General features: G+C 35.4%; 22 protein-coding genes. 19 read left to right on the forward strand and 3 right to left on the reverse strand.

Annotated features, from left to right (window positions below):
• The first annotated feature begins 21 nt into the window (after window positions 1-21).
• The 12 genes from EZV73_RS03060 to EZV73_RS03115 all read left to right on the forward strand — a co-directional run bounded on the left by EZV73_RS03060 (window position 22) and on the right by EZV73_RS03115 (window position 14,756).
• On the forward strand, window positions 22-1,209 hold the full coding sequence (locus tag EZV73_RS03060) for a sensor domain-containing diguanylate cyclase (protein WP_240838195.1): 1,188 nt from the start codon (window positions 22-24) through the stop codon (window positions 1,207-1,209).
• Between the two features lie 137 nt (window positions 1,210-1,346).
• A complete protein-coding gene (locus tag EZV73_RS03065; RefSeq protein WP_240838197.1) occupies window positions 1,347-2,705 on the forward strand; it encodes an MATE family efflux transporter in 1,359 nt (452 codons plus the stop codon).
• Window positions 2,706-2,759: 54 nt separating this feature from the next.
• Window positions 2,760-3,248 (forward strand): MarR family winged helix-turn-helix transcriptional regulator, encoded by a 489-nt coding sequence (locus tag EZV73_RS03070; protein ID WP_240838199.1) that lies wholly within the window; start codon window positions 2,760-2,762, stop codon window positions 3,246-3,248.
• 60 nt (window positions 3,249-3,308) lie between these two features.
• A complete protein-coding gene (locus EZV73_RS03075; RefSeq protein ID WP_240838200.1) occupies window positions 3,309-5,258 on the forward strand; it encodes a beta-galactosidase in 1,950 nt (649 codons plus the stop codon).
• A 52-nt stretch (window positions 5,259-5,310) separates the two neighbouring features.
• Window positions 5,311-7,074, forward strand: a complete 1,764-nt coding sequence (locus EZV73_RS03080) for a histidine kinase (RefSeq protein ID WP_240838201.1) — start codon at window positions 5,311-5,313, stop codon at window positions 7,072-7,074.
• Complete coding sequence (locus tag EZV73_RS03085) at window positions 7,067-7,456, forward strand: response regulator (protein ID WP_240838202.1); 390 nt, start codon at window positions 7,067-7,069, stop codon at window positions 7,454-7,456. Before EZV73_RS03080 ends, EZV73_RS03085 begins: the two co-directional genes overlap by 8 nt.
• 210 nt (window positions 7,457-7,666) lie before the next feature.
• Complete coding sequence (locus tag EZV73_RS28840) at window positions 7,667-8,641, forward strand: helix-turn-helix domain-containing protein (protein WP_240838203.1); 975 nt, start codon at window positions 7,667-7,669, stop codon at window positions 8,639-8,641.
• Window positions 8,642-8,755: 114 nt separating this feature from the next.
• Window positions 8,756-10,063: an ABC transporter substrate-binding protein gene (locus EZV73_RS03095; protein ID WP_240838204.1), complete on the forward strand. Its 1,308-nt coding sequence runs from the start codon at window positions 8,756-8,758 to the stop codon at window positions 10,061-10,063.
• A gap of 63 nt (window positions 10,064-10,126) precedes the next feature.
• Window positions 10,127-11,017 carry a carbohydrate ABC transporter permease gene (locus EZV73_RS03100; protein WP_240838206.1) on the forward strand — a complete coding sequence of 297 codons (891 nt, stop codon included), beginning with the start codon at window positions 10,127-10,129 and terminating at the stop codon, window positions 11,015-11,017.
• Window positions 11,014-11,871: a carbohydrate ABC transporter permease gene (locus EZV73_RS03105; RefSeq protein WP_240838208.1), complete on the forward strand. Its 858-nt coding sequence runs from the start codon at window positions 11,014-11,016 to the stop codon at window positions 11,869-11,871. Before EZV73_RS03100 ends, EZV73_RS03105 begins: the two co-directional genes overlap by 4 nt.
• A gap of 2 nt (window positions 11,872-11,873) precedes the next feature.
• Window positions 11,874-14,093, forward strand: coding sequence for an alpha-galactosidase (locus EZV73_RS03110; protein ID WP_240838210.1), 2,220 nt, complete (start codon window positions 11,874-11,876; stop codon window positions 14,091-14,093).
• 120 nt (window positions 14,094-14,213) lie between these two features.
• On the forward strand, window positions 14,214-14,756 hold the full coding sequence (locus tag EZV73_RS03115) for a nitroreductase family protein (protein ID WP_240838212.1): 543 nt from the start codon (window positions 14,214-14,216) through the stop codon (window positions 14,754-14,756).
• A gap of 37 nt (window positions 14,757-14,793) precedes the next feature.
• Here EZV73_RS03115 and EZV73_RS03120 read toward each other — a convergent pair whose 3' ends face one another.
• Window positions 14,794-15,384 (reverse strand): HAD hydrolase-like protein, encoded by a 591-nt coding sequence (locus EZV73_RS03120; RefSeq protein ID WP_240838214.1) that lies wholly within the window; start codon window positions 15,382-15,384, stop codon window positions 14,794-14,796.
• A gap of 126 nt (window positions 15,385-15,510) precedes the next feature.
• Complete coding sequence (locus EZV73_RS03125) at window positions 15,511-16,977, reverse strand: pyridoxal-phosphate dependent enzyme (RefSeq protein WP_240838215.1); 1,467 nt, start codon at window positions 16,975-16,977, stop codon at window positions 15,511-15,513.
• A 227-nt stretch (window positions 16,978-17,204) separates the two neighbouring features.
• Between EZV73_RS03125 and EZV73_RS03130 the strand changes: the two genes are divergently transcribed.
• From EZV73_RS03130 to EZV73_RS03145, 4 genes are all read left to right on the forward strand, one after another.
• Complete coding sequence (locus tag EZV73_RS03130) at window positions 17,205-18,623, forward strand: MFS transporter (protein ID WP_240838216.1); 1,419 nt, start codon at window positions 17,205-17,207, stop codon at window positions 18,621-18,623.
• Window positions 18,624-18,746: 123 nt separating this feature from the next.
• Window positions 18,747-19,313, forward strand: a complete 567-nt coding sequence (locus EZV73_RS03135; RefSeq protein WP_240838217.1) for a DUF3793 family protein — start codon at window positions 18,747-18,749, stop codon at window positions 19,311-19,313.
• Window positions 19,310-19,729 carry a flavodoxin domain-containing protein gene (locus tag EZV73_RS03140; protein WP_240838218.1) on the forward strand — a complete coding sequence of 140 codons (420 nt, stop codon included), beginning with the start codon at window positions 19,310-19,312 and terminating at the stop codon, window positions 19,727-19,729. Before EZV73_RS03135 ends, EZV73_RS03140 begins: the two co-directional genes overlap by 4 nt.
• A 56-nt stretch (window positions 19,730-19,785) precedes the next feature.
• Complete coding sequence (locus EZV73_RS03145) at window positions 19,786-20,565, forward strand: hypothetical protein (protein WP_240838219.1); 780 nt, start codon at window positions 19,786-19,788, stop codon at window positions 20,563-20,565.
• Window positions 20,566-20,582: 17 nt separating this feature from the next.
• On the opposite strand, the gene EZV73_RS03150 is transcribed toward EZV73_RS03145, so the two are convergent.
• On the reverse strand, window positions 20,583-20,720 hold the full coding sequence (locus EZV73_RS03150) for a hypothetical protein (RefSeq protein ID WP_240838220.1): 138 nt from the start codon (window positions 20,718-20,720) through the stop codon (window positions 20,583-20,585).
• Window positions 20,721-20,811: 91 nt separating this feature from the next.
• Here EZV73_RS03150 and EZV73_RS03155 point away from each other — a divergent pair, with 91 nt between their 5' ends.
• The 3 genes from EZV73_RS03155 (at window position 20,812) to EZV73_RS03165 (ending at window position 24,426) form a co-directional block, all read left to right on the forward strand.
• A complete protein-coding gene (locus tag EZV73_RS03155; protein WP_240838221.1) occupies window positions 20,812-21,465 on the forward strand; it encodes a response regulator transcription factor in 654 nt (217 codons plus the stop codon).
• A gap of 1 nt (window position 21,466) precedes the next feature.
• Complete coding sequence (locus EZV73_RS03160) at window positions 21,467-23,110, forward strand: cell wall metabolism sensor histidine kinase WalK (RefSeq protein WP_240838222.1); 1,644 nt, start codon at window positions 21,467-21,469, stop codon at window positions 23,108-23,110.
• Window positions 23,111-23,193: 83 nt separating this feature from the next.
• Complete coding sequence (locus EZV73_RS03165) at window positions 23,194-24,426, forward strand: hypothetical protein (protein WP_240838224.1); 1,233 nt, start codon at window positions 23,194-23,196, stop codon at window positions 24,424-24,426.
• Window positions 24,427-24,510: the final 84 nt, after the last annotated feature.

The following is a 24,510-nucleotide window of genomic DNA, read 5'->3' on the forward strand; positions in this document are numbered from 1 at the left end:
ATGTTTTAGAGGAGTTAACATATGATTAAAACTTATAAACCATATAGAGATATAGGTGCAAAACTTGTCATGGCAAGTCTTTTGGTTATAAATATTTTGATACTACTTAAGAAAGAATGGACTCTATTTTTGATCTGTCTTTCTTCTGCATTGATTCTCATGTCCTTTTATATGATATTAAATAGGGTTAAGGTGCTTCGTAACAAGGATATGACCATAAACAGCATCTTAAGAATGTCTCAGGCGACTTTGAATGCAGATTCAAAAGAAGACTTATACAGGACCATATTAGAAGAAATGGTAGATGCCATCGAATCAGCTGATAAGGCTTCGTTGATAACAATAGATGCCTTAGGCTTTATGAACTTTGAAGCTGTTGTTGGATTTGATCTAGAAGCTGCAAAGGAACTCAATATGAGGTTTGAGGAATCCTTCTTGTTTAATGCCATTACAGATAAGATACCCAAATCGATCATAATTGATGATATTGAGCTTAAGAATCAAAATCTTTTAAGTGAAGAAAGCAAAGAAATTATGTCAAGGGTAGGCATTGGTGCAATTGATAAGACTGTCTGTGTACCCATTACTTTAGACAAAAAGATTTTTGGTATGATCAATATTGATAATACTTCTGGTAAAGTATTTTCTGAAGAGGATGTAAAACTCATAGAAGACTTCGCAGTAGAGATATCAAAAATAGTCAAATTACATGAACTTCTGAATAAGACGACTGCTAAGTATGTGGAAGATCCTCTGACAAAAGCATTTGTTAGGGCCAGCTTTAAAGAAAAGGCAGAAGAGATTCTAAAAGAAGAAACTTTAGTAGAGAAGAAACTTGTTTATTTTGATATTGATAAACTTAAATCTATCAACAAAGACTATGGATTTGAAGTTGGCGATCAAATACTTATTCATTTTGTTAAAGGTATAAAGAGCCAGATTTATGGCAAAGAAATGATTGCAAGATATGGTGGAGATGAGTTTGTTATGCTTTTTACAAGAAGGAATTCTTCTCTAGAAAGCTTTATGGACAGGTGTGTTAAGTGGTTTGAAGACCATCCCTACAAGCACAAAGGTGAGGATATATTTGTTGAGTTTTCATATGGTACAGCCATTTATGGTTCTGATGCCAGAAGTTTAGGTGATTTGATTTTACTGGCCAATGAAAGAATGGAATCCAAACAAGAACATAAGTTAAGTGATGCATAGACATCACTTTTTTTTACGAAATTTTAACAGATAATTAGAATTCTTACTATTTACAAATGGCTTTGACCATGATAATATAAGTATGCAATTAAAGTTAGATTTCTAACTATTAGAATACTTAGTAAATAGGAGGTTTTATGGATAATATAAAAAAACTGGGGCAGGAGTCAGTTGTTAAACTTCTGATAAAATATTCAGTACCAGCAGTCATCGCTATGTTAGTTAATGCCATATACAATGTTGTAGATAGAATTTTTATCGGCCAATTTGCTGGAGAAGAAGCATTGGCTGCTTTAACGGTTGCCTTTCCACTCATGATGATTATTTTTGCCTTTGCATCTTTAATTGGTACAGGTGGTTCTGCACTTTTATCTATCAGTTTAGGTCAGAATAATCTCAAAAAATCCAATCATGTTTTTGCAAACACCATTTCATTTGGTCTTATAGTAACAGGTATCACTTTAATAGGTGTTTTTCTAAACTTAGATGGCTTGTTAAGTCTCTTTGGCGCATCCGCTGAAACATTAGGCTATGCAAAATCATATATGTCAATTATTATAGGTGGCTTTATTTTTCAAATGCTGTCTTTCATTTTAAACTCGTCTGTAAGAACTGAAGGTAAACCAGTCTTATCGATGTTTGCCATGATGGCATCAGCGGTTACAAATATCATCCTGGACTATATCTTTATTGGCATCTTCGATATGGGCGTTTCTGGTGCTGCTTTAGCAACCATCATTGGACAATTTTCTGGTCTAAGTATTTTACTTTCTTTTTACTTAAGAGGCAAGAGCCAACTTAGACTTAACATAAAAGACTTGATACCTGATGTCAAACTGATTTTAGAAATCGTTTCTATAGGTTTTGCATCTTTTGTTTCAACCATGGGCACTAGCATAGCCATGGCCTTTATGAATGTATCATTATCTTCTTACGGCGGCTTAGGCGCTGTTACAGCCATGGGTGCCATCAACTCATTATATACATTTTTTATAATGCCGATTATGGGCATCACTCAAGGCATGCAGCCTATTATAGGCTACAATCACGGTGCCGGCTTAAAGACTAGGGTCAATCAAACCCTGAAATACGGTATAGGGGTAGGGATGTCATTTTCAATACTCGTATTTGTGTTACTACAAGCATTTCCAACGACCTTTATAGGTATGTTTTTAGATCCTTCATCAGAAACCATAGACATTGCCGTCAATGGTCTGAGAATTTATATAGCCATGTTACCTCTTCTTAGCATTAACATCATGGGGGTGTCTTATTTCCAATCTACAGCCAAAGGAAAAACATCTATGGTATTAGGCATGCTCAGACAGTTTGTTATCTTAGTACCTATGTTGCTTGTCTTACCATCGATTCTTGGTTTAAGTGGTGTTTGGCTTGCCGTCCCGCTTTCAGATGGACTGGCTATTCTGGCAACACTAGTCTTATTAGTCAGTGATACTAGGGGCAGACAAGGTATAAATCTTTTAGATGCAGCTTAACCATGACACTTAAGCTCAATTTGTGCTATAATAAGTGACGAAAGAAGGTAGTATATGAAAGAAGTTAAAAAATTCTCTGAACATGATATGGAACATATTATGTATATGCGAGCACAAATGGAACATCTTTTTTTCAGAGGTTTCATTAAGGAATATGATTTACCTAAAGGTGTTAAACAATCGCATGCTATAACTATGATTATTTTATATTTCCATCCAAACGAATCCATGTCTAAGTTAAGCAAGGGTTTAAACATGGAAAAGGGTTCTATTACAACGGTTGTAGATAAGCTTGTAAAGCTTGGTTATGCAGTCAGTGAAAGGTCAACAAGTGATAGGCGTGTTTATCATATAAATTTGACTGAAACTGGTATGGCCTTTGCCAAGAAGTTTACAAGTGATCATAAGGCTTATATAGGTTCTTTAATGGATCAACTGGACCAAGAATCACGAGATGAGTTTTTTAAAGCTGCTGGCGTCATCAGCAAAACCTTGGAGAGACTGGGTGCTGATTTTTATAGAGAAAAGTGTGATAGCAAGTAATACTTGCTATTTTTTTGTAGTGATTTTTACTAAAGATTTAGTAAACTTCTTGACAAGTCCATGCTGAAAATAGATAATGATGTCATCAAGAATAGAAAGTTGAGTGAAAAAATGAAAGTTAAAGGCATAGCATATTATCCCGAGCATTGGGAGCAATCAAACTGGGATAAGGACTTAAAAAGAATAAAAGAAATGGGTGTCAATACCATTCGTATAGGTGAGTTTATGTGGTCTCTATTAGAGCCGCGTGAAGGTGAGTTTGATTTTACATTACTAGATCAAATGATAGAAAAGATATCCTCTTATGGTTTTGATATCTTGCTTGGAACACCAACGGCTACTTTTCCAGTCTGGACCCTAAAAAATTACTCAAACATAATGGCTGTTGATGAAATGGGTAGACAAAGAAAATACGGTACAAGAAGACAATACTGCTACAATTCTAAAGATTATCTTCGTCTATCTAGAATCATTACAGGGAAGATGGTTGAAAGATATGCTGATGTCAAAAATATCATTGGCATTCAAATAGACAATGAAATAGGTCATGAGGGCAGTGACTTTTGTCAGTGTGATAACTGTAGAAGGGGCTTTTCAGACTTTTTAGAGAGAAAATATGATAGCGTTGATCATATGAATCAAGTATATGGCAATGTTTTCTGGGGACAAAACTTTATTGAGTTTTCAGATGTGGAAGTGCCATTTGGTGATCTTTTAGGCCATAATCCATCTCTTAGACTGGATTATGCAAGATTTCTATCTGAGTCTACAGTAGCTTACTGTGATGAAATGCTTCAGGTTGTTCATAAGTTTAAAGGAGATCACCAAGAGGTAACAACGAATCTTCCAGGAGGTTTGTTTAACAAATGGTTTGATGCCAATAAACTGGTTGAAAATATTGATTTTGTATCTTTTGACAACTACCCAATCTGGGGTGGTGAAATCAACAATGCTGATGATGCCAAGGTAGCTATGGAACTGGATATGATTCGTGGTTTAAAAGAAAAGAAGTTCTGGATAGTCGAGGAACTCATAGGTGCTCAAGGCCATGATTATGTGGGTTGGTTACCAAGACCGGGTCAAGCCAAGTTATGGGCTATGCAGGCTCATTTAAGAGGTGCTGAAAATATTTTCTTCTTTAGGTATAAGGGCCTAAATAAGGGGGAAGAACAGTTCTGCCAGGGTGTGTACGATGTAGACGACGAACTAAATGATAAGTTCTATGAAGTTAAGGATTTCTTTGAAGATGTTTCTAAAGACTTTAATACAGAGGATTTAGCTAGTAACAACAAAGTGGCACTTTTATATGATTTTGATAATATTTGGTCTTGGAAAATTCAACCACAATCAAGTGAATATAACTTCTTAAAAGAATTTATGAAGTACTACAGACCCTTGTATGAACTTGGTCTAGGTGTAGATGTCATTTCGACTGATAAGGATTTCAGTCATTATGATATGGTTATTCTGCCTAACATGCAGATTGTTTCGGATGATTTATACCAAAGACTTGAGGCCTTTACAAATGAAAATAAAACTCTAATTTTCGGTTATCGTTCAGGCATTAGAAACAAACAAAACAATATGAGACTAGGCAAGAACATCTTACAAGATATGATAGGGGCTACCATTGAGCAGTATGAAGCCATGGGTGAATCGAGTGATTTAGCTGTTGATTACAAGTCTATAAAGTATCCGTTAAGTGTATGGAGAGATATTTTACGACTAAATACTGCTGAGAAACTTGTGGGTTACAATGATTATGGTTTTGAGAATAAGTCATGTGTGACTAAGAATAACTATAACAAGTCAGCTGTTTACTACATGGGCGCTTCACTGGATTGTGATCTCATGAAAGAACTTTACAAGGACATCTTAAAAGATAGTCAGATAGCTTTTTATGAAACAAGTAATGAGAGAATTCAGCTGAACGATAAGACATTTGAATTAAATCATTCATTTGAAGAAGTAAGTGGTTTAAAACCTGTTTCTTATAAAAAACAAGCCTAGTGCTTGTTTTTGGTCGTTTGAGGTATAATGATAGTGTAGAGAAAGGCCTTTTATGAACTTTAACAATATATCTATAAAACGGAAAATAACTTATCTGTATTTACCTTTTGTTGTTTTACCCCTGCTTTTGTTTTTCTTTTTTTCAACCAATCTTTATGAGGCTTCAATTATCACGAGAAGTCAGGAAAGCATGGAAGACAGCAACATTTTAATATCGGATAGAATTGATGATATCTTATCAGAGGCAGAGAGTGCTGCCACTTATTTGACTATTTCTATCAATACCTTGATCAACAATCAAGCTTATCAGGGACGCTTAAGTGACGACATTCAGTTGTATAACTTGATTTCAAATGAGCTTTCTTATGCCATTTTAATCAACAAGCATATTGACTCTATTGCCTTTTATGATGTCAATCAGACTCTTTATTATACAGACCACCGTTTAGGTGTAGGCAAAGAAAAGATAGAGGACTACAGTCTTTCAAAGTCTTTGCTTACATCTGCCGGTAATAACCTATGGGGTAAGATGACCAGGAGAGATTTTTTAGTCAAGTCACCAGATCAACCTGTAATGACTTTGGGTAAGAAGGTTTGGAACATTAATACAGGTGAGACCATTGGCTATCTATATATCAATATTTCTGACCAAACCATTAAAAGCGTCTTCGAAAGTCAAATATCAGACTATTATATCTATCAGGGGGATAAACTCTTGACGTCCCTTGTCGACAATGAGGATACAGGACTTGAAAGGCATGAGGTAGCAGAACTTTTGGCTGATACCAATCTTTCTAATGTTATTAGAAAATCACCTAGAAAATATTTGATTTCGAAAATAGATATTGATCGAGTGGACTGGACTCTGATTAGCCAGACAAACTTAGAAGATGTGACCACCGATTTAGATAATTTACTGCTGATACTGTCCTTTATTTTAATAGCCATTTTAATAATGAATGTACTCATATCTGTTGTACTAAACAGGATGATTACAAGTCCAATTGTAAGGCTTAGAGAAGGATTAGAGGAGATATCAAAAGGTAATTTTGATTATAGGTTTGCTATGAAAACAAATGATGAGATAGGTGTATTTGCCTCTTCCTTTAACCATATGTCTGAACAGATTAGAAATCTTTTAAGTCAGGTAGAGTTAGAAGAGGAACAGAAACGAATCTTTGAGCTTGCTCTTATACAACAGCAGATCAAGCCACATTTTCTCTATAATACTTTAGACATCATTTTAAAACTTTCAGAAATGGGCCAGTCTAGAAAAGCACAGAAAGTCACCAAACGTTTGGCTGATTATTACAAACATTCTTTATCAGGAGGATCGGATGTGGTCAGTTTAGAAAATGAGATTAAGATCACTCGTGACTATCTGGAACTCCAAAAAATCAGATATTCCGATATTTTGGATTATGACATTGATCTTAAAAATGATATGTCAGACCGTGTCATACCAAAGCTGACCTTACAGCCGCTTGTTGAAAATGCCATTTATCATGGTCTTAAATACAAAGAATCACCTGGAAAAATCATCATTTCAGATGAAATGACAGAGGATGATTATTATATTATTGTCAGTGATGATGGTGTAGGTATTTCTGAAGAGGGGCTAGCGGCCATGCATTTATACCTAGAAGAAAATGAGTTTGATTACAACAAGGAGATTTCAGAAAGTTTTGGTATGAGAAATGTCAACTACAGGTTGAAACTCTTTTTCGGCATCAAGTATGGGCTGGATATGACAAGTGAAATAAATGTAGGCACTGAAGTTAGAATAAAACTACCGAGGTATAAAAAATATGATTAAGGTGATGATTGTAGATGATATGCCCATCTTTAGAGAATATCTAAGAGAGGCCATAGATTGGGCGCATTATGGATTTGAAATATGCTGTGAGGCAAAAAATGGTAAGGAAGCGCTAGACCTTCTAGAGGTACATGAACCAGATATTGTCTTATCTGATATTACGATGCCTTTTATAGATGGTTTGGAGTTGTCTGAACTTTTAAAGGACAAGTATCAAAATACAGAAGTTGTTTTAATTACGGGCAACAGCGAGTTTGAGTATGCTAAAAAAGCTGTAAAACTCGGTGTAGCTGATTACATCGTTAAGCCCTTTGAAAAAGAAGAGTTAATTGTAACTCTTTTAAAGCTAAAAGACAACATCACAAAAGCCATGGAAGTGTAAATTGAGAAAAAAGATGAAAAGCTTAAACTAAGAGACCAACTTTTAAGAAGGCTGATTTACTCTGAGGATATCAAGGACATCAGCTATGAAGAACTGACAAGGCTTGATATTAACATCAGTGACAATAATACCTTCTACATGACTGTTATAGAAACAGAATCCTCGCTTACTGAAATGGAGGATTCTGAGTACGCCCTTAATTGGAAGAGTGTGATTGGTTCTTTATACAGTGATTATGTCCATATTGATGGTCTTCAACTACTTTTTAAAGACTATGAAAGTCGAATTGTTGTTCTGAGTATGCCGGATGGCCATGATTACGATATGGACAAACATGAACTTGAAATCTTTATTGAAATGTTAAAGGAAAAAACAGGTCTTGATGTAACCATCGGTGTGGGCAAACTTTCTAAAGGTTTGTCTGGTTTTAGATCTTCCTATTTGACATCTTTAAATACGCTAAACAATCGATTTGTAAAAGGCAAGAATCGAGTGCTTTTTTATGAAGCCATTAGTGATGATCAAAGGGGTTATGGCTTTTATTCAGCAGAAGTCAACGAAGTCATCATCAATCATTTGAATCAGCTTAATAAAGAGAAAGTTTTAGAAGTATTAGATGATATCTTTTTAGAGGCAGACACTCTCAATTACAGCCATGAGTATAGAAGAATGGTATGTATGGGACTTGCAAGCCTTCTAATGTCTTATGTGGTTAAGGTGGGAAAAAATATTCGAGACATATTCCCAGATGAGTTCAAACCTTATGGTATTCTTGATGAGTCCTCTGGTCTTAAACAGAAGGAGATCATACAAGCTTACTATGTAAGTGTGATAGATTACCTAGAAAAGAACAGGTTGTCGCAAACTTCCTTAGTGGCGAGTAACATAAAAAAATGTATTGATGAAAACTATCATTTAGAAGATTTTTCTATGAATACCTTGATACATGAACTCTTGATGAACCAGACATATCTTAGAAAGATGTTTAAAAGTGTCTATCATATGACCATCTCTGAATACCTTGTCAAGGTAAGGATGGAAGGGGCTAAAGCCTTGATTATAGAAGATAAGTTTAAGCTATCTGCCATAGCTGAAATGGTTGGTTACAAGGATCCAGGCTATTTTTCACGTTCCTTTAAGAAATACTATGGCGTTTCTCCCAGTGAATTTCATAAATCGTTGTAAAATTCAAAACTATTTTGAAAAGTACAAATCTGTTTTGAATATTACATTCTTTTTAAAGCTTTATAAAGATATACTGTGAAGCATAGGAAAACGTTTATATCAACAGGGGGACATATGAAGAAAATATTATCATTATTGTTAATCTTAGCATTAACATTAGGTCTATTTGCTGGTTGTGCTTCAAATAATGAAGCTGAAACAAGTAGTGAAACTGCTACTGAAGCAGATGAAACAGTAACATTAAGAATTTATGCACAGTATTCTGATGAAGATACAAAAGTGCCTTACGATTATGCTGTTGCTGAACTTGCAAAGAAATATCCAAATGTAAAGTTAGAACTTGATATTCAAGCACAAGATGATGGTCAAAAGCTACAGACTTATGCTGCTACAGGTAACTTACCGGATATCTTCCAAGTAGGTTCGACACAAATTGAAACTTTTAAAGAGTCTGGCAACATCTTAGTATTAGATGATTATGCTAAGTCTACAGGTTTCTTAGATCAAGCACATCCAAGTGCTGAAAACATTATTTACAATGAAGATGGTCACATCTATGCTTTCCCATATGCGGGTAATGAGCTTGTTATGTGGTATTACAACAGGGCAATCTTTGAAGAGTATGGTGTGAAAGTACCTGAAACTTATGAAGAGTTGTTAGAAGCCATTAAGGTATTTAATGAAAATGATATCATTCCAATGTCAATCTTTGCTAAAGAAAAATGGATCACAACTGCTATGTACGATGTACTTGCTACTAGATTTGCACCTCAAGGTATCACTAAGTTAGACCTTGGTAATGGTAATGCTTCAGAAGAAGCTTATGTTAAAGCTGCTGAGACATTACAAGAGTTAGTAGAAGCTGGTATGTTCCCACAGGGTGCTACTAACTTAAACTACGACCAAGCGGCATCTTTATTCTATGAAGGTAAGGCTGCTATGTTCTTAAACGGTCAATGGGAAATTGAAGGTTCTACTGAAAAATTAGGTGAAAATGCTGATTGGATGTGGTATCCAGTAATGCCAGGTTATGAAGCTAACAAGTACGCTTTATCTGGTGGTGGTGCGCCAGGTGGTTATGCTGTTAATCCTAATTCAGAGCACAAAGATTTAGCTGCAGAAGTTGCTGCATTTATGTCAATGAAGTACTGTGAAGCTAAGTATATGAAGAGATCTAACCCTATCCTAGCTTTACAAGTGGATGAGTCTATTCAGCCTGAAAAGCCATTCCCAGCTATGATGGACAAACTTGCTTCTGAAATGCAAAACATTACATCAACTACTAAATTTGCATGGGGCCTTACAAATCCACAATTTAAGGTAGCCATAGAGGATCAATCACAATTTTTAATGACACCTGATTACACGCCTGAACAATTTGTTGAGGAATTAAACAAGGTAATTGAGAGAATGGGTCAATAAGTATAAAACAAACGGGCAATCTAGTCATAGATTGCTCCTATTTTTTAGGAAGGAAGGTAGCACGTGAAAAAGTATTTTGGCAATAAATGGGCCATAGCTATGTTTACATTACCAGCATTAGTCCTTTTCTCTGTGATGGTATTTTACCCAATTGTCCAAGTTTTTTATAAGAGCTTCTTCAACTGGAACGGACTAAGTGACGGTATATTTATAGGATTTGATAACTTTATTCGATTATTTGATGATACAGTATTTAAAACTGCCAATATTAATGGTTTAAAATTTGCAGCTTTAATCACAATCTTTCAAATGACAATGGCAACTATTTTAGCACTTGCAGTATCAAATGCAAGAATTAAGGGACGTAACTTCTTCAGAATTGCTTATTTTATTCCGGTCGTATTATCTGTAACGGTGGTATGTCAATTGTGGCTATCGATCTATAATGCCGATACAGGACTCTTGAATAAATTCTTTGAAGCAATTGGTATAGATTATCGTCAGAATTGGTTAACAGATAGCGGTAAAGCTATTTATGCCATTGCCTTTGTAAACGCATGGCAGTGGATGGGCTATCAGTTTGCTCTTATATTAGCAGGTATTAAATCAATACCGCAATCCTACTATGAGGCAGCTCAAATTGATGGATGTACACCGATGAAAGCCCATACTAAAGTAACCATTCCTCTTTTGAAAGAAACATACAAGTTCTGTTTGGTTATATCGGTAACGGGTGGTATCAAAGCCTTTACTGAGATGTTTATCATGACTGCAGGTGGTCCAGGTACATCTTCTTATACACTGACATATGTGATGTATTCTGCGGCATTTAGAGCAAATGAGTTCGGCTATGGTTTAGCAGCTGCAGCAGTCTTAGTTCTAGAATGTCTAGCGGCTATCTTGGTTATCAACTTTATCTTTAAGTCAGAGAAAGTTGCAGGTGATTTAAAATGAGAAAATTAAGTATGAAAAAAACAAAAAAGTTATCAGCATCAGATATTTTCTTTAGATTCTTTCTATGGGGCTATGCAGTCATATCACTGTATCCACTTATTTGGATGTTGATGTATTCATTTAAAAATAACGATGAGATCTTTGTTTCCAATCCATTTGGCCTACCAAGAGTTCTTAGAGTAGAAAACTATATCAAGGCATGGTCTCAATACAATGTGCCTTCATATTTCTTAAATTCACTGATTGTGGCATCGGCAACCGTAGTTATCACAATTGCACTAGCGCTTATGTTTTCATATGCCACATCAAGAATGAGATTTAAGGGTAAAGGTTTTTTAAGAACCTATGTGGCACTGGGGATGTTTATTCCAGTACAGGCTGTATTAATTCCTGTTGCAAAGGTCGTTCAAGGACTTCATTTAACTGGCAGTCACTGGGCATTGATACTCCCATATTCCGCCTTTAACTTGGCCTTTTCCACAATGGTCTTTTACGGTTTCTTCTTAAGTCTTCCAGTAGAGCTAGAAGAAGCAGCTTGTATAGATGGTGCCAACATTTTTCAGGCATTCTTTAGAATCATTGTGCCGTGTGTAAAACCTGTGACGGCTACACTTGCTGTCTTTACATTCTTAAATGCATGGAATGAGTTCATCTTAGCCAATGTGCTGGTAGTGGATGAAACTTTAAAAACATTACCATTAGGTATTTTGTTCTTCCAAGGGCAATTTACGACCGATTGGGGTGCCATGGGTGCTACAATGGTAATAGCAAGTATACCAACAGTATTTGTTTATATCTTATTTAGTAACCAAGTAGAAAAAGCACTTACAATGGCAGGTGGCGTGAAAGGATAATTATGATACATTTTGACCAAGAACAAGGCATATTTCATTTAAACAACAATCGCATATCTTATATAATAGGTGTCCTAACAAATGGACACCTTGGTCATTTTTATTTTGGTAAAAAACTTTATGGTCCTTTGAAGCAGGAGATGTTTAGGACGCCGCAAAATAAAGGCCTGACTTCAAACGTCTTTGATGGTAATCCTAGTTTTTCGTTAAACAATGAAAGACTGGAGTATCCCATTTATGGAACAACTGATTTTAGAGACCCGGCGTTTGATTTAGAAAATGCAGGTGGCAGCCATATTTATGATTTTAAATATAAGCTACATGAGATCATTCAAGGTAAGAACAAGATCAGTTTGCCGGCTTCTTATGCGGATGATGATGAAGCTGAAACTTTGATTGTCTATTTACAAGATGAGTCTGGATTGGAGCTTATGCTTTCTTATACAATCTTTACAGACTTAGATATTATTACAAGACATACCTTAATAACAAATGAAGGGGACGAAAGTCATTATATTCAAAAGTTGATGAGTGCCAGTTTGGACCTGAAGGATTCAGATTATCAAATGGTCCAGTTTTCAGGGGATTGGATCAAGGAAAGACATCAATATACAACACCTCTAAGACCTGGTATTCAATCTGTATACAGTAATAGAGGTGCTTCGAGTTCAAATCATCATCCGAGTCTTATTCTAAAAAGAAAAAAGACTTGTGAAACAAAAGGTGAAGCCATAGGCATGACCCTTATGTATTCAGGCAACCACTTGATTCAATGTGAAGTAGACTCGAATAATATCACTCGAATAATGGGTGGCATCAGCCCACATCACTTTAAGTGGTCTTTAGAGCCGAAAGAATCATTTCAGACGCCTGAAATGATCATGACTTATACAGATAATGGTCTTGAATATTTAAGCCATACACTGCATGATTTTGTCAGAAAACACGTTGTGGCTAAGAAGTGGCAAAACGTTTTAAGGCCAATTGTTCTAAACAATTGGGAGGCGACTTACTTTGATTTTACAGAAGAAAAAATAGTAGAACTTGCCAGAGAGGCTTCTCAATTAGGTGTGGAAATGTTTGTTTTAGATGATGGCTGGTTTGGTAATAGAAACTCTGATCAAACCGGTTTAGGTGACTGGTTTGTCAATATGGAAAAGCTGCCTAATGGCATTAAGGGATTGTCCAAACGTATTCATGATTTGGATATGAAGTTCGGTTTATGGATAGAGCCTGAAATGATTAATAAAAATACCAAACTCTATGATGTACATCCGGATTGGTTAATTGGAGATCCGACTAGGAAAATATCCCACGGCAGAAACCAATACGTACTTGATTTTTCAAGAAAAGAGGTTATAGATCACATTTTTGATCAACTGACCAAAGTTCTAGATGACGCTCATGTTGATTATATCAAGTGGGACATGAACAAGAACATCACTGAAGCTTATAGCAGAGGTCTAAGTAAAAATAAACAAGGTGAGTTGTTCCATAGGTATATACTGGGTGTTTATGATTTGTATGAAAGATTGACAAAGAGGTACCCCAATATCATGATTGAATCGTGTGCGAGTGGTGGCGGACGTTTTGATTATGCCATGATGTATTATGCACCTCAAGGCTGGACAAGTGATAATACAGATGGTGTAGAGAGATTAAAGATCCAACATGCGACATCTATGTTTTTCCCGCTTGTAACCATGGCCTCACATGTTTCTGATGTGCCAAATCATCAAGTTGGTAGAATGACCTCGTTAAAGATGAGAGGTGATGTGGCAAACTTTGGTACATTCGGTTATGAACTGGATGTTACCAAACTAAACGAAGCAGATAAGGCGGCCATTAAAGAACAAATTAAAACTTTTACTTCTTTAAGGGACTTGATCCACAAGGGTGATTTCTACAGGCTTTTAAGTCCCTTTGATGGAGATGGCAACAACACAGGTTGGCAAGTAGTCTCAAAGTCTGGCCATCAATCATTTGTTACATGGTATCAAGTTTTATCACGTCCCAATGAACCTGTTAAATACTTTAAACTGCGCGGACTAGATGAAAAATCACTCTATAGAGTAACGGGCATGGAAGAACCCGTGAGTGGCAGTCTTTTGATGCATCAAGGTATCATGATTGAACCGTCATTTAACGGCGTGGAAATGAAGCCATATGCACTAGGTGATTTTCAGTCAAGAACCTATTTTATTGAAAAAGTTTATGACTAGAAATGTTGGAAACACTTGATACACTACTTTCTGTACGTATATAACATAAAAGTACATACTGTTTTTATATGCATAAGAATGCCATAATAATCTTGTAAGAAAATAAAAGGAGAAAATATTATGGACGCAATAAAAATGATTGAAGAAAGAAGAAGTGTTAGAAAGTTTAAGGACATGAAAGTAGACAGGGAATTGATGAAAGAAATCATCTCAGTCAGCCGCTATGCACCATCATGGGGTAACTTCCAAGTAGCAAGGTATACATGTGTGGATGATGAAGCGACAATTAAACGATTATCAACTGAAGGTGTAAACGGTTTTGTATACAATGTAGATACACTTAAAAATGCCAAGGGTGTTTTGGTTCTTTCATATGTAAAAGGTAAATCTGGAAAGCTGGACAAAGATGAGTATGTCACTTCAAAAGACCAAGACTGGGAAGTGTTTGATGCAGGACTTGCTTGTCAAACATTCTGTTTAGCAGCTCATGAAAAGGGCATTGGTACGACCATTATGGGTGTGATTGATGATGAAAAGATCTCTGAGATCGTTAGTCTTCCAGAAGAAGAGACGGTAGCAGCACTTATCGTTTATGGCCATCCAGACGAAAGTCCAGTTAAGACACCAAGAATGGCAGTCGAAGAAATCTCAAGATTTATATAAGTGAGTAAAAAAGAAGATCAAGCCTCGGCTTGATCTTTTAAAGTAGTAAGGATTCTATTTCCTTCCATGAAGAAACGATTTCTCCATCCCAATCACCATTGTAATCGGTCTCTTTAAACTTAAATAAGTATTTTCTTGATGCATTTGTTGAGTGTAAATTTTTAGGATGATCATCAATAAAGATTGCATCATCTTCCATCATGGCAACTCTTGCTTTGCCATAGCCATTGCCACTTTTATCGATTAAGATGATTATTTCATCAACCTGGGGAATATGTTCTTCAATCCAAAGAACTTTCTTAGAGGCATTCATTGGAAAGGCAGATGTACAGATGATAAGTTTGTATTTCTCTTTGAGTTTTGAAAGCACATCATAAGCATGATCGTAAAACTCTAAATGATCAAAAAACTCCTTAGATCCATAATAATCTTGAATGGTCTTAATAGGATGCTCTTCATGTTCGTGAATCAGTGGACAGATATTTTTATAAGCCCAGTTGCTGTGTTTTGTCCAGTCTGCTGGTACAAAGTTTTCATAATCTTTATAATGAGTGTTATAAATTCTGCAAAATGATTTGTCAGAATTAACGATTGTAGAATCAAAATCTAGATATAAGTCTTTTTTCATAAGTAACCTCCATGAACATTCTACAGGAATCGTTCTTAGATGTAAATAAGAAGAAGGAGTTGTGAAAGAACACTTGAACTATTTGTAAACCTTGCTTTAAATAAGAAAAAGCGGTCAATTTGACCACTAGAGCTTTTTAACATCTTCATTGAATTTCTTGATGAGCTCATCAAGTTTTGAGACTGTATCTGGTATAGAAGTCCAGTAGGTATCATCATACCACTGAGCTTGTATTTCTTCATAAGTCTTACCTTGTTGTTCTACCCATGTATAGTATTTCAAGTTGTGGATGGTCTTTCTGTCATAATAAGAAAGTTCTTTAATAAAATCAATGTCCAGTCCCTTGAAGTATCTTTCGTAAATACCATAGGTGGTTTTCTCATTCAATGGACCACGTTCATCATTAAGTTCTTTCACTCTAGACTGATACATTTCCATTGAATCTGTCAAGATGGTCACAACGACATCGTCTTCAGTGAGTTCAAAGTATTTAGCATACTTAATAGCTCCGATGATATTGGCAGCACCTGAGATGCCGATTAAATCCAATCGGTCTAGAGTTTCTTGATCAAGACCATTTTCTTTTAAGAGTGCCAAACCGTTTGGATCGTTAAGAAGGCGAATCCAGTTCATAGTTGCCTCGTCGTCAATAGCCATGGCTACATCGGTGTTTTTTACATTGTGAATCCATGGTATATGCTTGTCACCGATACCTTCTATACGGTGGTCACCAAAACCATTATGATAGATAGTAGGGCACTGTAGGGCTTCTGAAGCAGCTATTTTCATTGTTGGATATTTTTTCTTTAAATAGTCACCAGCGGCAATGGTACCGCCTGAACCTGTACAGGAGATATAACCATGAAGTTTACCGTCTACATGTTTAAGAACTTCTTCAATGGCTGGACCTGTGACTTCATGATGCCATAGGTAATTACCAAACTCATCAAACTGATTAAATATCATCAAATCCTGACCAGAATTTCTAAGTTCATGACATTTATCAAATATTTCTTTCACGTTAGATTCTGTACCAACTGTTTTTATAGTCTCGCCAGCAACACTTTCTAGCCATTCAAATCTTTCTTTACTCATACCTTCAGGTAAGATAGCTATGGAGTCACATGCAAGTAAAGTAGAATCGTAAGCACCACCCCTGCAGTAGTTACCTGTAGAAGGCCAAACAGCTTTTGTAGTAGTTGGATCAAATTGTCCAGTTACCAGTCTAGGTACTAAACATCCAAAAGCAGCGCCCACCTTATGAGCACCAGTAGGGAAGTATTTGCCAGAAAGTGCAATAATCTTAGCTTTTACGCCTGAAATGGCTTCAGGAATCTCTATGTAATTCACACCTGAAAAACCGCCACCATCTAGTTTGGCTTCGTTATGCCAAGTGATCCTAAATAAGTTTAAAGGATCGATGTCCCATAAGCCTAGTTGATTAAGTTGTTCTTTCACTTGATCAGGTATGGATTCAGGATGCCTCATTTGCTCGAATGTTGGTATGATGATGTTTCTTTCTTTGGCACGTTTTAAAGCGTTGTTTCTCTTTTCTTCATTGATGGATAAATCAATTAGATTGTACTTGGTCATAGCCCCTCCTTATTGATATTTGAATATTCTGAAAATTAATCGTTCGTCTACACTTATTTTTATTGTACCATAGTTGGAAAATAACTAATCACTTCTAAGACAATTAAAGGTGTTTATTGTAAATAGTTTACTATAGGACATAGGCAAATGGTGTTTGTCACATAATATTAATGTGAAATATGATTGCAAAAGGGTATAAAATGGATGTAATAGATTTGGAGGACTTAATGACAGTAGTAAGTAAACAAGCACCTTTAAAAAGGTCTGTGCTGGTTGGATATGGATCTGCACATTTTGGTTATGGTTTTGTGACACAAATGTTTGCATCATACTTTGTATTTTTTGCAACGGTTATACTCAAGATGCCTGGCTCAATTGTTGGTTTGGTAGTGTCTTTGAGCATTGTGTGGGATGGCATTAGCGATCCTTTGATGGGATATATATCTGATCAAACAAGGTCTAAATTGGGAAAGAGACATGTTTATATCTTAATAGGTGTTGTTTTAACATCTCTAATTAATTTATTCATATGGCGAGAATATGAGTTAAGTAAAAGCCTTCTCTATCTATTGATATTTACAAGTGTATTTCTATTTAAGACAAGTGTTACTGTCTTTGTTACCCCTTACGCCGCTTTAGGTGCTGAACTATCAGATGATTATGATGAAAGAAATTCCATTCAGGGGAGTAAAACCGTATTCTTTCTACTGTCTCTGATGATTGTTACAGCTGTTTCTATGTTGGTCTTTTTTAACTCAACACCGGAATACCCACTCGGTCAAATGAATCCAAAAGGCTACATCAATATGGCCTATACGGCATCACTCGTTTTAATCATCACAGGACTCTGGGCTTATTTTTCTACACAGAAATACAAGTTAAATACAGTAACAAGTTCCACAGGCTTAAAAGATTTCTTCTTATCTATTAGTGACAGCTTAAAAAATACAGAATTTCGTTCAGTGTTTCTAGGTTATCTTTTTACCAATATTGCATCTGCAATCATTAGTGTGGTAGGTCTGCATACTTTTACTTATACTTTTGAGATGAACAATATTAAGATTAGTTGGGTATTTGGTATCCAATTTACCGTATGTGTTTTGTCACAGTTCATATGGTTAAAAGTTGCCAAGAAAATTGAAAAGAAACAAACTGTTTTAATAGGCTTGTTCATTTCTATCATTGGCTGTATGCTTTTGTTCCTATTTGTTGTTTTTAGAAGGTTTGCCATCTTAGAGTATAGGGTACTTTTTATATATGCAGTAACCATTGGTTTTGGTACAAGTGGTCTATTTTCAATCCCATTATCTATGGTTGTGGATACTGTCGACTATCAAGAAATGTTAACAGACTCAAGAAGAGAAGGTGTTTTCTTTGGACTCTTAAACTTCGGTTATAAGATTTCTCAATCCATTGCAATTCTTTTACTTGGCTTCTTACTTGACATCATCAAGTTTGATCCTCTTCTAACATTTCAGAAGTCGTCTACTGCATCTCAGTTGGGTTATGTATTGTCAGTTGGTAGTTTGCTAAGCTTTATCTTGGCATTTAACTCTTATAGGAAATATTCCTTAACAAGAGAAAGAGTAGAAGAAATACAGGATACTTTAAAAAATACGAGACATTCTCTAAGTTCTAGGAAGTGAAACATTTATCTGAAGATATTGAATAGGTGATTTTAATCACTTATTTTTTTGTTATTTTATTGACAATCGTTCTCAATTAGATTATACTGTACTCGTATTTGATAATCATTCTCAGGAGGTAAAATGAATCAAGAGAATCTTTTCTATAAGTTAATCTATTATACAGCACCAACGCTGACAAAAGAGAAGACGGCTTCTCTGGTAAATCTTAAAGATGATGTAGAGCCTTTACATACCTTATGGCATGAATATAAGGATAAGATACATTTGGACTACATAGAACTAAAAGTAGAGAGAAATAGAACTCTAGTACTCTTCTATAATAAAGATATGTTATCGTCAGTGTTAGCTTGTAAAAAGAATCGTAACTTTTTAAGTCGCTTTGGCTATAAGTCTTTTGAGACTGGCTATGCCCTAGAACTTTTAAAGAAACGCTTTAAAGAAGTATGCCCTCATGAGGTTGGAATTTTTCTGGGATATCCACTTCATGATGTTAAATGTTTTGCAGATTGTTCACCGAAAAAATGTTTGGCTGTCGGTTACTGGAAGGTGTTTTCAAACTTAGAAGTCGCTTTAGAGACTTTTGATAGGTATGATGAAAGAAGAACTTATTTGCTATCATTCGTTGATTCTGGTTATTTACCAAGCGAGGTTATGAGAATGACTTTTGACTTAAAGGAGGCTATATGAAAGTTTTAATTGCATACGGATCAACAACAGGTACTACTGAAAATGTTGCAGGCATCATCAAAAACCACTTAAATCATGAAACACAGGTTATGAACATTTCAAATCTAAAGGCTGATGATGTAAAAGCTGCTGATACAATTTTATTAGGTTCTTCAACTTGGGGTTATGGTGAGTTACAAGATGATTTTGCAGATTATATGGATCAAATTGATGAGGCTACTTATAGAGATAAAAATGTAGCAGTATTCGGTTGCGGTGATGCAGATGGTTTTGCAGATGTATTTTGTGAAGCTGTTAATATCATTACTGAAAAGTTAGAATCTGTAGGTGCTAATCTTGTAACAGAACCACTTAAAATCTCAGGTATGCCTGAAGACAATTTAGGTGATATTGAAACCTTTGCATTAAATATCTAATAAGGATACATCATGGATACACAGACCTTCTACTATATATTGTAGGAGGTTTTTTTATGAAAAAATTAATTGTTGTTATATTACTCATAGGTATGATTTTTATAGGTTATGAACTGGTCAGAGGTGTAGATTCTGTATTTCCAAAGCAAGAAGAAGCCTTTGGTGTAAAGATCTATGGAACAAAATCAGTGAGTGATGAAAAGATGAAACATGCCAAGGCTATCTTAAGTGAATATCTAGACAATGATGAAGATGGTTTCCCTGATAACCCAAAGGTTGTTGAAGTTTTAAGAAAAGAAAAAGCAAGCATTATGATCGCAAAAAATCAAATGGATTCGATGAAAATTCTTTTATTGAATAGAGGTGTAGGTCATATAACAAGCAAGTCTCAAGAGTTGTATGCATCAGAAATTCATATAAATGATGGCGAGTTTGATGGTTCTCTAGAGGAGATTCTTCATGTGATTACTCATGTTGGTTATGCAGGAGCATACCCAGAGGTCTTTGGTGAAAAAACAGGTACAGATATTTCTAAGCTTATGGATATTGCACGAGGTGGACAGTTTATTCAAGTACCTAAAAAGTACCCTGAAACAGCTTGGTATACTTATTATGATAAGACTGCTGATTACGGCACCATGGTAACGGAGTATTTTTACTGGGCCTTGACCTCAATTTTAGGCGGTCAGGACTTTGAAGGCAGATATGAGCGTATAGCAGGCGAATGGAGGCTTAACACCAAAGAAAAGGTCATGGCAAGCGATCCAGGTATCTATAAGCTTCTTACTGATACTGAGTATAAGTTACCGACTAAACTACCGGATGGCAAATATTAACTCGGCCAATGACCGAGTTAGTCTAAATAATCATAGTCTTTAATCATCCAGGTTCTTCTTTCAGCTTTTCTAAGCTTGGCTTCAATCATTTCACAGTAATCTCTGTATTGCTGTTCTTTTTCTGTAAGTTCTTTCTTTTTATCTTTTTTCTCCATAGGATCACCTCGTTATATTGATACCCAAAGAATTGAAAGATATGCTTGAAGTGTGTAAATATTGGATACATAATAGACTAGTGGAGGCTTTATGAGAAAAATATTAGTTGTAGATGATGAAAATAAGATAAGAGAGTTTATATGCTTTTTTCTAAATAAAGAAGGTTATGAAACTGTAGAAGCCAGTAACGGTTCTGAAGCATTGGACTTGATGAAAAATGAAAACTTTGATTTGGTCATTCTAGACTTGATGATGCCTATTATGAATGGTTTTGAAACATGTCTTGAGTTAAGAAAGTTTTCAAGTATCCCTGTTATCATGTTGACGGCAGTAGAAGGAGAAAATGACCATATAAGGGGCTATGATGTGGGTGTGGACGATTACATTACCAAACCTTTTAAGATGAAGATACTTATGGCAAAGATCAATAGAATACTGGGTAAATCCTTACAGGGGTTTGAACAGTATGATTCATTAAAAATCAATCCATCTTCTATGGAGGTCATGGTTTTAGATCAAATGATAGAACTTGCGCCAAAAGAGTTTGATCTTTTGTATTATCTGATTTCAAATAAGAACATAGTCCTGACAAGAGATCAGATTTTAGACCGTGTCTGGGGTTTTGACTTTGAAGGTGGTACAAGAGTGGTTGATAATCATATCAAGAAGTTAAGAAACAAATTGCAGCCATTTTCTGATAAGATCAAAACCGTTATCGGCCATGGTTATAAGTTAGAGGTATAAGATGAGAAAAAGTATTGTAAAAAAAGTATTCATATCCATCATGTCCTTGCTTCTTGTGACCCTCTTAATTCAACTGATCTTTCAAATGTTCTTTATAGGTCATGTTTATGAATTCTTTAAACGAGTAGAAGTGGCAAGACAGTTAGATGAAACAATCGAAGAAAATTCTGGTGATTATAATAAGATGACCCTAGACCTTTATGAGGATAATCAAATCCCTATGGTTATAATCGATAATCAAGGACATATCGTGAATGATGCGTTTTTTGATTTGTTTTCTTATCTTTCACTAGAAACAGATAAAGGTATTTTTAAGGTGATTTTAGGTGAACGAGTGGATGAACGTGGACTTCTTTTGGATGGCTTCAAAGATCTTATAGTCGGCAATCATACTAAGTTTACAGGCGGCAAGCTTATCAACAGAGATGTTTTGGTATTAGATGCCCATTTGTCGAATCCTTTATTCGAAAGCATTGATGTATTAGAGGGCACCATTATAGATACCCATTACATTGAAAGAGATCAAGGCGTTTTAGGTTACCAGCCAGAAAAACTCATAAGAGAGGCGGGGATACTTGTTGATGAGCATCAGCTTAGAGAAGAAAACGTGGCTTTTATGGAGTCTGAGACAGGCCTTATTATAAATCTTGTTATTCAAAAAATAGATGGTTATTATGCCGTAGCCATGTATACTATTGAAGACTTATCCAATACTTTTACTGTTTTAAATACTTATTATATTTATCTTTTTATTTTTCAAGTGCTTGTTTTACTGGGAATCTCTATTGTATATACTAAATGGTTGACAAAGCCTCTTAAGACACTTAATGAAGAGGCAAAACATATTGCTGATTTAGATTTTAACTTTCGAAGTGATATTCATACAGGTGATGAGTTAGAAGAACTGTCTAAAAGTTTGAAAAGTATTTCAGAAAGTATGATTTATAACATGAGCAAGCTTGAAGAGGATGCCAGAAAAAAAGCTGAAAGCGAACAAAATATGAGAGAGCTTTTAGCCAATCTTTCTCATGAATATAAAACACCTTTAGGTATCATATCGGGTTTTGTTGAAATGCTTGAATCCAGTGATGATAATAAGACTTACTATATTGAAACCATCAACGATGAAATCGATAAACTTAACGACTTAACAAAAGAAACCCTTCTCTTATGTGAGAGTGAAAACTACAGTGATTTACAACTTGATGTACATGCTACTAAGGATATACTGGATGTATCTAAGTTTGAAAATCAGTTGAAAGACAAGTCTCTTAATCTAATACTTTATGTAGAGGATTATGAACTGCTTTGTAACATAAGTAAAATTCAAACAGTCATGGACAATTTTATGTCTAATGCCATCAAGTATTCAAACCCAAATCAAGACATTATTATTAGGACAAAAGACCTAAAGGATAATGTTAGAATCAGTGTTAAAAATATGGGGACTACCATTGATGAAACCGAGATTGATAAGATTTGGGATAAGTATTACAGATTAGAAAAATCAAGAAACAAGGCTTTTGGTGGTAATGGTATAGGCCTTGCTATTGTAAAGAACATTTTACAGGCACATCATAGCCAATATGGCGTTTATAACGAAGAAAATGCCGTTGTATTTTTCTTTGATCTTAAAAAAAATTAACTCTCTTTTGAGAGTTTTTTTCTTTGGATATATGGAGGATACAAGAGGCCCTTATGATATAAGTATCAAGAAGGGAGATCACAATGAAAAAAATAACAATCGGTATATTAATTTTAGGTTTATTAATGGGCTGCAGCCAGAATACGAAAATAAAACAGGCTGAAGCTGAACCAGTAGAAAAAGTCATTGTCTATGAAAATGAAAACTATGTAGATTATATTGATACATCTGATATAAAGACGGATGTGGAAAGCATTAATAAGAAGTTTAAGGGTATTTTTTCTAAGTATGTTCAGTATAAAGCACCTAATGGTAAGACTATTACAATCATAGCCCAGGACCAAGTAACAGATGAGCAGGTGCTCAAAGCATACAATGTTCTGTCTTTTTATTTAACCAGTCATAAAGGCTATGACATGACTGGGGTAGCCAATGCTATGGCAGATTCTCAAGCAATCTTAATGATGCCTAACGGAGCCGATGGTGATTCCAACATCAAAGAGTCCATTATGTACGGTCAGCCACTTTATCAATTAGAAACACCCGTAACAGGGGATAAGTGGTACATCAATAATGATTATGAACATAGGGATGCATCTTATGAAGAGATTCTTCATATGGTTCATGATAACGGTATCGGTACATCATCTAATCCTGGTAAACTTCCTGAGCTTACAAGCACAATTAAAGGTGCTATGGAAAACGCCTTACCAAAATCAAAGTCTGATTGGGGCAAAAAAGGTCTATGGGGTTATGGCTCAAAAGATTGGTTGCTAGAGTTAAGTAAAGAAGGGTCTCTAGAACAAGAGTACATTGTTTCGGTGTTGGATTCTTATTATGGCTTATGGTCTGCCTTTGAGGAAAAAGGTGGCATGTGGGGCATTTATATTGCCAAGGATAGAAATGAAATCAAAGAAAAAGATCCAATGGGCTTAGAGGCATTAGAATCATTTTTACCTGAATACTTAACTTATATGGACAGGATTTCACCAGATTTCGAGGGGACTTTTGAAATGTCCTACAAAGAAGAGTTGGCCTATACTTTTAAATCTCAGTACATGAACAAGGCCCGCCTGACTGGTGAAAAGAACTCAAACTTGTCTGCTAATGATAGGGACAACATCCTAATGGGGAATAAGGGCAACAATGTAATAGATGGCAAAGATGGCGTGGATATCGTTCAGTTTTCAGGCTCAAGTTTTGAATACGAGATTTCTGACAATCAGGTAAAAGACTTAAGAGGTCGTGATGGTGTAGATACACTTAAGAATATAGAAATACTTAGGTTTGCAGATAAAGATGTACAGTTTAATTAAACTGTATATCTTTTTATATTAAAGTTTTATTTTTTGAAGGAGTCATATTCATATTTGTAGTATACTGTTTTTAGTATTTAAAGA

The sequence above is a fragment of the Acidaminobacter sp. JC074 genome (genome assembly GCF_022496765.1).
GTDB lineage: Bacteria > Bacillota > Clostridia > Peptostreptococcales > Acidaminobacteraceae > JABXKX01.

Excerpts from the sequence above, each read along its gene's own strand:
- EZV73_RS03060 (WP_240838195.1), top strand. The coding sequence starts at position 22 with ATGATTAAAACTTATAAACCATATAGAGATATAGGTGCAAAACTTGTC.
- EZV73_RS03065 (WP_240838197.1), top strand. The coding sequence starts at position 1,347 with ATGGATAATATAAAAAAACTGGGGCAGGAGTCAGTTGTTAAACTTCTG.
- EZV73_RS03070 (WP_240838199.1), top strand. The coding sequence starts at position 2,760 with ATGAAAGAAGTTAAAAAATTCTCTGAACATGATATGGAACATATTATG.
- EZV73_RS03075 (WP_240838200.1), top strand. The coding sequence starts at position 3,309 with ATGCTGAAAATAGATAATGATGTCATCAAGAATAGAAAGTTGAGTGAA.
- EZV73_RS03080 (WP_240838201.1), top strand. The coding sequence starts at position 5,311 with ATGAACTTTAACAATATATCTATAAAACGGAAAATAACTTATCTGTAT.
- EZV73_RS03085 (WP_240838202.1), top strand. The coding sequence starts at position 7,067 with ATGATTAAGGTGATGATTGTAGATGATATGCCCATCTTTAGAGAATAT.
- EZV73_RS03095 (WP_240838204.1), top strand. The coding sequence starts at position 8,756 with ATGAAGAAAATATTATCATTATTGTTAATCTTAGCATTAACATTAGGT.
- EZV73_RS03105 (WP_240838208.1), top strand. The coding sequence starts at position 11,014 with ATGAGAAAATTAAGTATGAAAAAAACAAAAAAGTTATCAGCATCAGAT.
- EZV73_RS03110 (WP_240838210.1), top strand. The coding sequence starts at position 11,874 with ATGATACATTTTGACCAAGAACAAGGCATATTTCATTTAAACAACAAT.
- EZV73_RS03115 (WP_240838212.1), top strand. The coding sequence starts at position 14,214 with ATGGACGCAATAAAAATGATTGAAGAAAGAAGAAGTGTTAGAAAGTTT.
- EZV73_RS03120 (WP_240838214.1), bottom strand. The coding sequence starts at position 15,384 with ATGAAAAAAGACTTATATCTAGATTTTGATTCTACAATCGTTAATTCT.
- EZV73_RS03125 (WP_240838215.1), bottom strand. The coding sequence starts at position 16,977 with ATGACCAAGTACAATCTAATTGATTTATCCATCAATGAAGAAAAGAGA.
- EZV73_RS03130 (WP_240838216.1), top strand. The coding sequence starts at position 17,205 with ATGACAGTAGTAAGTAAACAAGCACCTTTAAAAAGGTCTGTGCTGGTT.
- EZV73_RS03135 (WP_240838217.1), top strand. The coding sequence starts at position 18,747 with ATGAATCAAGAGAATCTTTTCTATAAGTTAATCTATTATACAGCACCA.
- EZV73_RS03140 (WP_240838218.1), top strand. The coding sequence starts at position 19,310 with ATGAAAGTTTTAATTGCATACGGATCAACAACAGGTACTACTGAAAAT.
- EZV73_RS03145 (WP_240838219.1), top strand. The coding sequence starts at position 19,786 with ATGAAAAAATTAATTGTTGTTATATTACTCATAGGTATGATTTTTATA.
- EZV73_RS03150 (WP_240838220.1), bottom strand. The coding sequence starts at position 20,720 with ATGGAGAAAAAAGATAAAAAGAAAGAACTTACAGAAAAAGAACAGCAA.
- EZV73_RS03155 (WP_240838221.1), top strand. The coding sequence starts at position 20,812 with ATGAGAAAAATATTAGTTGTAGATGATGAAAATAAGATAAGAGAGTTT.
- EZV73_RS03160 (WP_240838222.1), top strand. The coding sequence starts at position 21,467 with ATGAGAAAAAGTATTGTAAAAAAAGTATTCATATCCATCATGTCCTTG.
- EZV73_RS03165 (WP_240838224.1), top strand. The coding sequence starts at position 23,194 with ATGAAAAAAATAACAATCGGTATATTAATTTTAGGTTTATTAATGGGC.